We start from the raw sequence: 12,145 nt of genomic DNA on the forward strand, positions 1-12,145 counted from the left end.
CGGTCCCATTCGACCAGTTCCCGATTTGTGCAGGAGAAGATCGTCTTGTCGCCCGGCCCGAAGGCGAGAGACCTGGCCGCGCCGTCGGGCCGCCAGCGCACGGTCCCAAGCCGGGCAATGGCCCCGACCGGAAGGCGGTCACCGTGAAGATCGGTTCGGATCTCGCGGGGGGCGGGGCCGGGTTCGGCGCCAGCGCTGAGGGCGATCATGAGAAGCGACACAAACGAGATGCGGAACATCAAGGCGTTCCCCCCGAGAGGCTGGCTTTCGAGTTCAGTCGGGTCAGGGACTCTTTCGCCTCTTGAGTAAGCCGGGCCTCGGGGACGCCTTTGGCGAGGGCTTCCAAAAGCTGTTTGGCCTCCGGGGTTCCCATTCCCTCCAGAATCTCCGTCACGCGGATTTCCCGCACCTCTTCGGCAGTCAAATCCAGGCGGTTCTTTTCCACGGCGGTCAGTAACTTCTCGATTCTGGCTTGGGTTTCCGGGCTTGGTTTGGCCTTCAGCCCGTCCCGCAGGGCCGGGACAGTCAAGTCGCGAAGTTTCGCCAGCCCGGCCGATGCACGCTCGCGGATGGCGAATTGGTCACTATTCAGGTCCGCCATCAGCCGGGCGACCATCGCCGGGTCTGGCGTGACGACCGGCCGAACACGATTTTCCAAGATCTTTAACCCTTCGGCCGGGTGAGATCTGATCGCCCTCATGACTGCGAACGCCTTCTTGGCGTCCGCCGAGGCCAGATCATCCCATGTCGCCTCCGGCAATGACGCTGGTTTTTGTGTCGGCCGGGGTGCTGTGGGCGCGGGCCATAGCAAAATCGTGGTGTCGTCCTTGATCGACGCCAACAACCGGCCATCCGGCGAAAACACCAGCGGGACATGCGCATGATGGCCCAAGCGGCCCATGTTCAAACGGGGAAGTTCCCGATCTTCGACCAGATCCCAAACCAACACATTGCCATCCCGGCTGGCGGCCACCAGCAGCCGACCGTCCGCCGAGAACGCCAGCCCCGCCCTGTGTTCGTCCCATTCGCCGAAATTCCGGCGTTCCTTGACGGTGGCTGTCTCCCACAATCTGACCCTCCCGCTGTCGTCTTGTGACACAAGCGCCCGACCATCCGGTGACACCGCCACCAGCGGCGAGTTGAGAAATGGGTCATCGGGCGACGCAAACGGCAGGGAACGCCACAAAGCCCGCGTTCGCACATCCCAGAACTGGATGGGCGAACGCGGGCCATAAGAACCCGTCAACACGCGGCCGCCGGAAGCAAAGACCGGCCGGGCGATGAGAGCTGGTTTATCCGAGAGCAATCCTTGGTCTTCACCGGTCTTTCCGTCAAACAACCGGATGTGACCTCCTTCGATGAAACATGCCAGCGACGTCCCGTCCGGAGAGAGAGCGGCTTCCAGATGAACGGGGTGGCGTTGATGAGCCTGTTCGCGACCGCCGGGAACTTCCAACCATCGAATCGATCTGTCCGCGCCGACGGAGATCACGGACCGGCCGTCAGGCTTGAAAATGACTTGGTTGACGGCCCCCGTGTGGCCTTCAGCCCGGCCCAGTTCCCGGCCCGTCGTCACGTCCCATGTTCGGACGGTTCCGTCCTCGCCGGCCGACGCCAGTCTCCTCCCGTCCGGGGAGAACGCGACATCAAGGATCAAACCTTCGTGCCCGACGGGAGGATTGAGAAGTTTTTTCGTGGCCACGTCCCATAATCGGATGACCTGCCCTTCCCCGCCGGCCGCCAGCGTCTTGCCGTCCCGCGAAAACGCCAGGCCGCGAATCCGGCCGGGGTCCGACCAGACTTTCAATTCCCGGCCGGTGGCGGTGTCCCAAAGAATCACGTCTCGGTCGGTGGCATGGGCCGCCAACTTCCCGTCCGGCGAAAAAACAACCGTGTCACCGTGAAAAGACTTGACGGAGGAGGTGCACCAGTCGCGCAAACGGCCGGTGGCGGCGTCCCACAAATGGAAATAGCCATTTTCGGTGGTGGCGGACAGAATCCGACCGTCTGGTGAAAACGCGATGGCGGTCACGTGATTGTCGTGCTGAAACACCGGCCCTTCACGATTGGCGGCCAGTTGACGCGAGCGGACCGCCTTGCCACTGCCTCCGTAGGCCAGAGTCTTGCAATCGGGGGAAAACGCCATCACGGACGCCTGGTCCTCTTCGACCGGAAACGCATTCAACCGCTTGCCGGTGGCTGTTTCCCAGACATGAATTTCTGTCTTGTCTTCATATTTGGAAACCGCCGCCAACAGCGAGCCGTCCGTGGAAAGAGTTGGCGGCGAGTATCGCGTGGGCCCGATTTCTTCCCCAATGGCCGACAACGGCTGGTTGGCGGTCAGATCCCAACAGCGAATCTGAGGCGCGCCGAGACTGGCCATTACCCGTCCGTTGGCGGAGATGACGAAATTGGCGCCGGTCAACTCCACGTCCAGTCGGGGCCTGACGAGGCCGGTTTTTCGGTCCGCTTCAAACAGCGAATTGTAACCGCAAGCCAAAATCGTCCGGTCGTCCTCCCCAAACATCAGATGCAGGGCCGGGTGGGCAAGTCTCCAGCGGATGCTTCCCAGACGCATGATCGCCCCATCCGGCAACCGGTCGCCGACGAGGTCGGTTTTGATTTCGCGAGGAGTCGGGCCGGGTTCGGCGCCTGAAGAAGCGAGGGCAACCAAGAGCAATGGAAGAGGCGAAACACGGAACATCAGGGCGCCCCGAACATGCGGAACCAGACGGGTGACGGGAAGCGATGGCCTTCCCTTGAACAATCCTTGCAAGCCGGCGTTGGCGGATTTGAAGACGACGGCCGGATTGATTATGGTCGCGAATCCCGGCCGGTTCAAGTTGATTCGGCCGCGTCATTTCGGGAGGCGAGGTCGCCTTTGCGACGCTCTTTTATTCTTTCGTGTCTTTCTCCATCCTCCTCACCCGCTCCTCCAATAACGCCAGTTGTTGCGTCAGCCGCACGTTCCAGCGGTATTGTTTCGTCAGTGAAACGGAGACGAAGAACGAGTTCAGGTAGATGATCGTCAATGCCACGAACAACACGGCCGCCGGGTAACTCAAGTGAGACCATTCGGCAGCCCGCTCAATCACTTCGGGGAACAAGCCGGTGAAGAGCAACAGCGTGGCGACCAGCAGCCAGGCAATGGCCGAGCGTTCCCGGAGTTCGCGCACACGGACCCAGTGGAGCGTCATCAGGAACGCCCCCACGCCGCCGACGAGCATCAGATTTTCCGCGTTGATGGTCATGGAGCCGCCCCGGCGGGGGATTCCCGGCGTCGCAACCGGTCGAAGATGATGGCCAGCGAAACTTTCACCATGTAATAAAGCGTCCGCAATTGTCGGATGGACGACACGCCCCCCTGCCGCTCGAACATTCGCACCGGCGCCTCGCCGACGTTCAGACGGTTGCGGGCGCACCAGAACAGCGATTCCGGCTCCGGGTAATCTTCCGGGTATGCCTCGGCAAAGCGCTCCCACGCGCGGGGGCCGAGACAACGGAAGCCGCTCGTCGGGTCGGTAACACGGACATTGGACATTAACCCAATCAACCGGGCAAAGAAGCGAATGCCGATTCGCCGGGAGAACGTGGATCGCGAACCGGGGCCAAAGTTTTTGAGAAACCGCGACCCCACGCATAAGTCGAGATGCTGGAACTCGCATTGGGCGACGAGCAGGCCGATGAACTCGGCGTCGTGCTGGCCGTCCGCGTCGAACTGAATGACGTATTTGAACCGGTCCCCGGCCGCCGCCGCAAAACGGTAGCCGGTCTGCACGGCCACGCCGATGCCGCAATTCACCGGCAGCGAGACGACGTGCAATGGCCGGTTGCTTCTGGCCGCCAGTTCCTCGGCCACTCGTTTGGTGCTGTCCCGCGAACCGTCGTTGACGATCAGGATTTCGTATTCCTCGGGGAGTCCCCCCAGGCGCGCGACCGTGCCGGGAAGAGCGGCTTCCTCATTGAACGCGGGGATGACGACCAGATGGCGCATGACGCGGGCATTCTATTCCTTTGTCACGGGATGCTCGACATTTCCCCGCCGGTCGGGTAGACTCCCCCTCACGCTTCTCCGGAGTATTTTCATGCGTCGTCTGGCTCTCCTGTCGCTGGCCGTCCTGGCCGCGACCCTGCATGCGGAACAATTCGACTATCACACCTTTCCGGTGCTCAACAAGGCCGTGATGGATGGCTCCGTGAAGGAAGCCAAGGAACTCACGTCCGACCAACTCGGCGAACTCACCGGCGTTTTGCCGGACACGTCGTCGGCCATGTTGATCGTCGTCACCAATGACAAGCATTTTGCACGCTTGCTGGTCCAACCGGCCCGGCAAAAGCTGGGCATGGACAAGTTCGCCACCATTCTGCTGATCGACAAATACGTCACCTATCGCGGAACCACCGAGCGGGCCGTGCTGGTGCAAGGGGCCAACACCCAGGTTTATCCCGGCCTGCGGATGAGCCTCGACATCGGGCAGGTGGTTCCCGAAGCCATCGGCGGAGACCTGACGGTGGTGGCCAACGAAAAAGACCCGAACCAATTCACGCTGAAACCAATCAAAGACGCCAAAATTTACGTGCTGGCCAAACCCATCGCCGGGGTGGTGCCGAAGAAGGCCCCGAAGTTGGTGGTCGGCGAGGTGTTTGAAACCCGTTTCTTCAATGGAAAATACAAACTCTCCGACGACGGCCGCCGCACAGGCGAACTGCGGTTGGAAGTAACCGACACCGGCGAGATTGGCGGCGTGTTCGTCTCCGACCGCGACGGCCGCGAATACGAGGTTTCCGGCAAAGCCGGGATGCCGAAGCACCAAATCACTTTCACGATCAAGTTTCCCGCGACAACGCAAAGCTTCAGCGGTTACATGTTCACCGGCAACGGCAAAGGCATCGCCGGAACGACCAAAATCGGCGAACGCGAAGCGGGCTTTTACGCAGACCGGGTCGAGGATTAAATAACAGGGAAGAGAAGGAAAGAGAAGACTAACCACAAAGGCGCAAAGATCACACAAAGTTTCACAAAGAAAAAATCAAAACAGAAGCAAAGAGAAGAAGTCAAAAGAGACAAAGCAAAGACAATCTTCCGATAAGTTTTCTCTTTGTTTCCTTGGGGTTTTCTTCGCTTGCTGTTTTCGATCTCGCTGTGTTCTCTTTGTGAAACTTTGTGTGATCTTTGTGCCTTTGTGGTTAATCTTCTCTTTCCTCCTCTTCAGATGATTGACCTCATGAAACGAACAAGAATCGGCAACGGCGGCGGCTTTTGGGGCGACAATCGGGATGCTCCCGTCGATCTCGCCCGGACCGGGCGGCTGGATTATCTCACCATCGAGTATCTGGCCGAACTCACCATGTCCATTCTCGCGTTGCTGCGGCAGCGTGATCCCAAGGCTGGGTATGCCCACGATTTCTTGGAGACCCTCAAACAACTCGGGCCAATTCTGGCGAACCAGCCCGATCTGAAAATCGTCACCAATGCGGGGGGCATGAATTCGCTCTCCTGCGGCGAACGGTCGGCGGCCATTTTGGCCGATGCGGGATTGACGAGTCATCCGGTGGCGATTGTCACCGGGGATGATTTGCTTCCCCGGTTGGATGAATTGCTGGCGGCCGGGCATCCGCTGACCAACCTCGACACCGGCGAGGCATTTGAAACCATTCGGTCGCGGGTGGTAAGCGCGAATGCCTATCTCGGGGCGAAGCCTATCGCGGAGGCGTTGATTGCCGGGGCGAAAGTCATCATCACCGGGCGGGTGGCCGACGCCTCCCTGACGGTCGGCCCGGCGATGGCCGAGCATGGCTGGGCGTGGGACGATTGGGACCGCCTCTCGGCCGCCACCGTGGCCGGGCATCTGATCGAATGCGGGGCGCAAGCGACCGGCGGCCTGTGGACCGACTGGCAGGCCGTGCCGGACTTGGCGAACGTGGGTTATCCGATCGCGGACATCGCCGCCGATGGCGGTTTCCACATTGAGAAACCGCCAAAGACCGGCGGGCGAGGGAACATTGAAACCATTGCCGAGCAACTGCTGTACGAGGTCGGCGATCCGGCCCGTTACCTCACGCCGGATGTCGTGGCCGACTTCACCAGTGTGACACTCGCGGAGCCAGCGCGGAACGTAGTGAGCGTCGCCAGCTTCCGAGGACTCCCGGCGACGGATTCCTATAAAGTTTCCATCGCGTACCGGGACGGATTCGCGGCGAGCGGAATGCTCGTCCTCCTCGGCCCGGATGCCCCGGCGAAAGCCCGTTTCGCCGGGCAAATGATTTTGGACCGACTGGCCCGCGCGGGGGCCGCCTTTGACCATTCATTGATCGAAACCCTCGGAGCCGGGGCCTGCGTGCCCGATGTGGTGAAAGCCGCCGTCGACCCGCCGGAAGTGGTGCTGCGGGTGGCCGTGCGGGACGCGGACAAGGCGAAGGTGGATCGTTTCACCCGCGAGTTCGCCCCGTTGGTCACGTCCGGCCCGCCGGGGGTGACGGGGTATACGACCGGCCGGCCCGTCGTCCGTGATGTGTTCGCCTATTGGCCCGCGTTGATTCGCAAGACCGCCGTCGATTCGGAGGTCAAAATTCACCGGATGTCCTGAACGAGAAAGAATCTCCATGAACCCCTCTTCATTGATTCTCTTCGCCGACGCTTACACAAGCGGATACATCTTCGGTTACGTCGCCGGAAGTAGTTGCTTCTTCTTGATCAGCATTTTTGTTTTGAGGGCCGTCTGGAGGTCCATGTTCGGCGAGCGCAACGCCCGCCGGGTGACCGTCGATCCTGCGGACATTCTCGACGACACCGAGAAAAAGCCCGAGATTTTGTACAAGACCGAGAAAGTGCCCGAATGGAAGGTAGCTCACCGTGAGAAGGCCACCCGGAAACTGCTGAAGTTCATGGCCGCTCGGGACAAATGGCTGGAGCGAAAATACCTCTGCGAGATGTTCGAGGAAGCCTATTTGCTGGTCCGCGAGGCGATGGAACGGCGCTCCGTGGAGCGGATCGAGAAATATCTGACCGAAGAACACGCGGACGAACTGCACGCCAACTTGAAAGCCTTGAAGAAGAAAGGCCGCCGGCGAATCTTCGGCCGGGTGGAAATAACGGACATCGAAATCCTGCAAATCGAAACCGCCGGCCCGAAAAGCAAACAGACGGTGACGGCGATGATTACCGTCAAGTCAAAGGACTACATCGAAAGCGATGAAAGCGGCAAAGTCGTGGAAGGAACGAAAAAGACCTATTACTTCCAAGAATTCTGGACCTTCCGGCGAGGCGAAAAACGCTGGCTCGTGGAACTCATTCGCCCCTCGGCCGATGTGGACAGCGTGATGGAATCCAAGAACGTCATCTCCAAGTCGGATTACGAAGATTTGAAAGCCGAGACCGGGGCCGATGTGTTGGAGCATGTGTCAGGGAGGTAAAAACTCGACTGTTTTCGTGCCAAACGACATTGTTTTCCTTGTGCCAGCCAAGAAGGTCATTTGCGATGAGTTTGAACGACAATGTGTTGCTGGCGGCCATTAACTTCCAAGAAATTCGAGATATCGTCATTGGGGTGATTTGTGCCATCCTGGGCGGCGCCGGGATCTTGTTCATCCGGTTTTACAAGTATCTCGACACGTTTTACACTCCGCCAAATCCCAATTTAAAAAAACAACAAATCGAGGAAGAACTTCGCGGCGAACACAAGCCGGTCGTCGATTTCAAAAACGAGAGGGTTCCCGAGTGGAGCATCATGCCCCGCGACAAGGCCACTCGGGTGTTGTTAAAACTGATGGCCGTCCAAGACAAATGGCTGGAGCGAAAATATCTCTGCGAGATCTTTGAGGAATACTATCTCTTGGTGCGCGAAGCGATGGAACGGCGCTCCGTGGGACAAATTGAGAACCGGCTGACCGAGGATCAGGCTGACGAGTTGCACACGGCCTTGAAAGCCATGAAAAAGAAAGGCCGGCGGCGCATCTTCGGCAAAGTCGAGGTGACGGACATTCACATCCTTCAAATTGAAACGGCCGGGCCAAAGACCAAACAGACGGTGACAGCCATGATTACCGCCAAGTCAAAGGATTTCGTGGAGGATGATGAAACCGGAAAGGTCGTGGAAGGGACCAAGAAGACCTACTATTTCCAAGAATTCTGGACGCTTCGTCGCGGTGAAAAACGCTGGCTGGTGGAACTGATCCGTTCCCCGGCCGACGTGGACAGTGTGATGGAAGCCAAGAATGTCATCTGTAAGTCGGATTATGAAGACTTGGTCGCCGAGGCGGGACCTGACGTGCTGGAGCATGTGACGGCAAAATAAGATCGCTTCCCTTGGAAAACAACCTCTTTTCCCCCCGGCTGGCGACGCCGGATTCGATTCGGCGGCTTACAATTCCCGCATGAGCCAGCCAGCACCCTCCGATCTGATTGTGTCCGTTTCCGGCATTCGCGGCCTCGTCGGCCAGTCGTTGACGCCGGATCGGGTGTCCGTCTTCGCGGCGGCCCTCGGCACGTACCTCAAAGGGGGCCGGGTGGTTGTCTCCCGCGACAGCCGGCCGAGCGGGCGAATGCTGCGGCAGGCCGTCATCGCCGGGCTGACGTCGACGGGTTGTTCCGTGGAAGATATCGGCATCGCCCCGACGCCGACGGTGGGCGTGGCCGTCCGCGAACTCGGGGCGGCCGGGGCCATTCAGATCACCGCCAGCCACAACCCGGCCCCGTGGAACGGCCTCAAGATGTTCGGCGCCGACGGGGCGGTTCTCTCGGCCGAGCGCGGCCTTCATGTCAAACGACTTTTTGAAAGCGGTCCGCTGCATTACGCGACGTGGGACAAGATCGGTGAAACCCGCGTGCCGCCGGATGTGACCGAAGATCACCTGAAACTGGTCTGCGACATCGTCAGCGTGGCGAACCTGTGCGGCTCGGCCTTCCGCGTGTTGCTCGATGGCAACGGTGGCGCGGGTGGCCCCCTCGGAACCTTGCTGCTTCAACAACTTGGCTGCGAAATTATCGAACAAGGGTGCGACTCGGACGGTGTCTTCCTGCACGAGGCCGAGCCGATTCCTGCCCACTTGCAAGACGTGGCCCCGCAAGTCCAACGCTCCGGGGCGGCCGTCGGGTTTGTCCTCGATCCCGATGCCGACCGTCTGGCGTTGATCGATGAAAAAGGCGTGTGTGTCTCGGAGGAATTAACGCTCGCGCTGGCTGTGAAGTATCGTCTTGCACAAAAGCGAGGGCCGGTGGTCATCAACATGTCCACTTCCCGCGTGATTGAAGATCTGGCCCGCGACGCCAACAGCGAATGCTTCCGCACCGCCGTCGGCGAGGCCAACGTGGTGGCCGGAATGAAGGCGTCGCAGGCGGTGATCGGCGGCGAAGGCAACGGGGGCGTGATCGACCCCCGCGTCGGCTGGGTGCGAGATCCCTTCGTGGCGATGCCGATGATCCTCAGCCTGATGGCCGAGACCGGCTTACCCCTCTCGGAACTCATCGCCGGGTTGCCGCAATATTCGATGCTGAAGACGAAATACACGGTGCCGAAGGAAAAGCTGGCCAGTGTGCTAACCGCCATCGAAAGCCGCTGGCCCGAGGCCAAGGTGAACAAGCAAGACGGCCTCCGCCTCGACTGGTCCGACCGTTGGATTCACGTTCGCTCATCCAACACGGAACCCGTGGTGCGAATCATTGCCGAAGCCCCGACCGCCGACGAGGCGAAGACGTTGTGCGACGCGGCGGCGGAGTTTTGCTGAACCGGCCGGCCGCTTGGGGCTTATTCTTTGCCCGATGATCCGACCTGCTTTTTCAAAAACTCCACCAGTGGCTTTCTGACGGCCTCCACGTCGTCAATGAACGGCCAATGACCGAGTCCTTGAAGGACATGAATCTCGGCCATCGGGAAATACTGCTTCTGCTTCTCCGCAAACTTCACATCGATAAACGGATCGCCCGCCCCCCAGATGACGCACACCGGCAGGGTTTTCGCCATCTCGGGCAGCGGCGGGAAGTTTTGCCCGACATGCTTTGAAGCGCGGTATAGCTTCAACACCGCCCGTTTGTGGCCCCAATCCGCATGCTTCATCACCCGGTCGATGAAACTTCGCGGCAGCGGCTTGGGGTTCATGCGGTTGAGCGCCCAATGCGTGCCCCAGGCGGTGGTCGTCAACTGGGCCAATTCCCCAAGAATTGGTGTCTGCCAGATTTTGGCGAACCCGTGCCATTGATACCCCTCCAGCACGCCGCAATTGATGAGCGTGACGCTGGCGACCCGGTCCGGGTGTTCGGCCGCCCATCGCAATCCCCACGGCCCGCCAAAATCATGCAACACCAGATGGGCACGTTCGACGGCCAGTTGATCGAGCAACTCCCCGAGATAACGGGCGTACCCCTCGATGGTGTAATCGAATTTTCTCGGATGCTCGGCCCGCCCATACCCCGGCATGTCCATCACGACGACGCGGGCAAAATCCGCAACCGCCGGAGCCAACTCCTCCCAATCATCCATCGGGCCGGGGTTCCCATGTACAAACACCACGGCCTCCCTCTGACCGGGATCGCTATCGCATACCACACACCGAACCCCGCCGACCATACGCTCCGCAGGTGGCCATCTCATCGTCATTCCCTCTCGAACGAGCCGTCTTCGCACAAGAGACGAAGTGGCCGAGTTTGACCAATTTGGCCGGGATTTCCATCCTATTCAAATCCATGCTAATTCAGGGGCCGTTTAACCGGGCCGCCGCTTTTCGTAGCCCGGCCGCCGGGCCGCTGGTATACTTGGCGAGACAGACTCCCGTCATCATTCTCCAAGGTCCGCTCATGAACCGCTTCACCCTGCTGTTCGCGGCCGTACTGGCGGTCGGCCACGTCAGTTGCGACAAGAAGCAGGAACCGGCCCCGCCTGCCAAGTCGATCACGACCCCGCCCGTCGAACCGACCAAGTCGGCCACGTCTCCGAGCGGCGCCCCGACCGTCGAACCACCCAAATCGGCTACGACCCCGCGTGTCGAACCGGCCAAGTCGGCCGCAGTCCCTGTTGTCATCCGGGATGACTGGCACGCCAAACCGGACCCGTCGGCAGAAAAGCCGGTCGTGTGGCCGGCCGATTGGAAGTTGTCGATCCCGCTGCCCGAAAACATCGAACGGGCTTACGGGCGGCTGGTGTTCGCGGCCGACGGCGGCCCGTATGTCGCCGTCACCGATGGCGTGCCCGATAGCCCGGTCGTCAACGTGTACGACCTGCGGACTGGAAAGACGGCCGGGGCCGTCAAGGAATTGGGGCTGGCCTCCGGCGGTTCCGGCCGACGAGCGGGCGAGTTGACCCTCGTTTGCCTCAGCCGGGACGGGGCCACGCTGGCGGCCGTCGTGTTACCCGGCGGGGGCCTTTCAAAAACCCTCACCACATTCGACGTGGCGACCGGCAAGAAACTAGCCACAGTCGGCGAGGCGTCCACCGGTCTGTTCGTCGGCTCGGACGCCTTGTTCGTTCGCGGCGATGAGCGGCTCCAAGACGCCGGGGCCCGCGTGATCGACCTCAAGACCGGGAAGGAGCGGGTCAAACTGTCGGCGAATACCAACGGGCTGTGGGCCGTCAGTCCCGGCGGGGCTTACGTCGCCCGCGCCGACTACGAAGGCGTGATCACCATCTACGCCACGGCCGATGGAAAAGAAGCCGGGCAACTCAAAAAGCCGGAAAAGTCTTCGGACAAGTTCAAAGGACTGGCCTTCTCGCCGGACGGCTCGGCGTTGGCCACCTACATGCACTCGCCCCTCGCGGGCAGTTGTGTCGTCTGGTCCATGGCGACCGGCCTGGCCGACGCCGTCCCGCCGTCCCGCGCGTCTCCAAGCATTTTAAATGAAGGGTTCGAGTGGCTTCTGGACGGGACCGGCTGGCTCGTTGGCGGGACGCACGTTGTTGACCGGGAGACCGGCCAGATGATCTTGGCTCACCCGCGACAGCGGACCGGGCAGATCGGCAGGCTGGCCGTGAACGCGGGGACAATCATCCAAGCGGCCCCGCCCGCCGACGGCCAGCCGTCGGTGTTGACGGCGACCACGATCCCGACCGAGAAGGTGGCCGCTCTCCGCGCCGCCCTCCGAAAGGGCGGGACGGCATCTGACGCCGAAATGCCGCCGCTGACCGCCGTGGACGCGGACAAGGTTCCGGCCGTCAAA

10 protein-coding genes and 1 pseudogene are annotated in these 12,145 nt (G+C 60.8%); 6 read left to right on the forward strand and 5 right to left on the reverse strand.

The annotated features are described in order from the left end of the window. From BGIM_RS67070 to BGIM_RS0111500, 4 genes are all read right to left on the reverse strand, one after another. Positions 1-239 (reverse strand): hypothetical protein (locus tag BGIM_RS67070; RefSeq protein WP_238537648.1); only part of this gene is annotated, 239 nt, incomplete at its 3' end. Beyond that, positions 239-2,842: a WD40 repeat domain-containing protein gene (locus BGIM_RS57325; RefSeq protein ID WP_020469923.1), complete on the reverse strand. Its 2,604-nt coding sequence runs from the start codon at positions 2,840-2,842 to the stop codon at positions 239-241. The genes BGIM_RS67070 and BGIM_RS57325, both read right to left, overlap by 1 nt. A gap of 52 nt (positions 2,843-2,894) precedes the next feature. Next, positions 2,895-3,251, reverse strand: coding sequence for a DUF2304 domain-containing protein (locus BGIM_RS62765; protein WP_020469924.1), 357 nt, complete (start codon positions 3,249-3,251; stop codon positions 2,895-2,897). After that, positions 3,248-3,994: a glycosyltransferase family 2 protein gene (locus tag BGIM_RS0111500; protein WP_020469925.1), complete on the reverse strand. Its 747-nt coding sequence runs from the start codon at positions 3,992-3,994 to the stop codon at positions 3,248-3,250. Before BGIM_RS0111500 ends, BGIM_RS62765 begins: the two co-directional genes overlap by 4 nt. 91 nt (positions 3,995-4,085) lie before the next feature. On the opposite strand from BGIM_RS0111500, the gene BGIM_RS0111505 reads away from it, so the two are divergent. The 5 genes from BGIM_RS0111505 to glmM all read left to right on the forward strand — a co-directional run bounded on the left by BGIM_RS0111505 (position 4,086) and on the right by glmM (position 9,723). Next, positions 4,086-4,955, forward strand: coding sequence for a hypothetical protein (locus tag BGIM_RS0111505; protein ID WP_020469926.1), 870 nt, complete (start codon positions 4,086-4,088; stop codon positions 4,953-4,955). Between the two features lie 270 nt (positions 4,956-5,225). Beyond that, positions 5,226-6,587, forward strand: coding sequence for an acyclic terpene utilization AtuA family protein (locus BGIM_RS0111510; protein WP_040889012.1), 1,362 nt, complete (start codon positions 5,226-5,228; stop codon positions 6,585-6,587). 16 nt (positions 6,588-6,603) lie between these two features. Further along, positions 6,604-7,413, forward strand: coding sequence for a TIM44-like domain-containing protein (locus BGIM_RS0111515; RefSeq protein ID WP_020469928.1), 810 nt, complete (start codon positions 6,604-6,606; stop codon positions 7,411-7,413). A 65-nt stretch (positions 7,414-7,478) separates the two neighbouring features. Continuing rightward, entirely contained in the window at positions 7,479-8,294 is an 816-nt protein-coding gene (locus BGIM_RS0111520; protein WP_020469929.1) for a TIM44-like domain-containing protein, read from the forward strand. Positions 8,295-8,373: 79 nt separating this feature from the next. After that, entirely contained in the window at positions 8,374-9,723 is a 1,350-nt protein-coding gene (glmM, locus tag BGIM_RS0111525) for a phosphoglucosamine mutase (RefSeq protein ID WP_020469930.1), read from the forward strand. Positions 9,724-9,743: 20 nt separating this feature from the next. On the opposite strand, the gene BGIM_RS0111530 is transcribed toward glmM, so the two are convergent. Continuing rightward, entirely contained in the window at positions 9,744-10,586 is an 843-nt protein-coding gene (locus BGIM_RS0111530) for an alpha/beta fold hydrolase (RefSeq protein ID WP_202947249.1), read from the reverse strand. 53 nt (positions 10,587-10,639) lie between these two features. Between BGIM_RS0111530 and BGIM_RS49935 the strand changes: the two are divergent. Next, positions 10,640-12,145, forward strand: a pseudogene (locus BGIM_RS49935) (hypothetical protein); the annotation flags it as partial.

It is taken from the genome of Zavarzinella formosa DSM 19928 (genome assembly GCF_000255705.1).
GTDB lineage: Bacteria > Planctomycetota > Planctomycetia > Gemmatales > Gemmataceae > Zavarzinella > Zavarzinella formosa.

What these genes read in the sequence shown, in the direction of transcription:
- BGIM_RS62765 (WP_020469924.1), bottom strand. Translation starts at nt 3,251, where the DNA reads ATGACCATCAACGCGGAAAATCTGATGCTCGTCGGCGGCGTGGGGGCG.
- BGIM_RS0111500 (WP_020469925.1), bottom strand. Translation starts at nt 3,994, where the DNA reads ATGCGCCATCTGGTCGTCATCCCCGCGTTCAATGAGGAAGCCGCTCTT.
- BGIM_RS0111505 (WP_020469926.1), top strand. Translation starts at nt 4,086, where the DNA reads ATGCGTCGTCTGGCTCTCCTGTCGCTGGCCGTCCTGGCCGCGACCCTG.
- BGIM_RS0111510 (WP_040889012.1), top strand. Translation starts at nt 5,226, where the DNA reads ATGAAACGAACAAGAATCGGCAACGGCGGCGGCTTTTGGGGCGACAAT.
- BGIM_RS0111515 (WP_020469928.1), top strand. Translation starts at nt 6,604, where the DNA reads ATGAACCCCTCTTCATTGATTCTCTTCGCCGACGCTTACACAAGCGGA.
- BGIM_RS0111520 (WP_020469929.1), top strand. Translation starts at nt 7,479, where the DNA reads ATGAGTTTGAACGACAATGTGTTGCTGGCGGCCATTAACTTCCAAGAA.
- glmM (WP_020469930.1), top strand. Translation starts at nt 8,374, where the DNA reads ATGAGCCAGCCAGCACCCTCCGATCTGATTGTGTCCGTTTCCGGCATT.
- BGIM_RS0111530 (WP_202947249.1), bottom strand. Translation starts at nt 10,586, where the DNA reads ATGAGATGGCCACCTGCGGAGCGTATGGTCGGCGGGGTTCGGTGTGTG.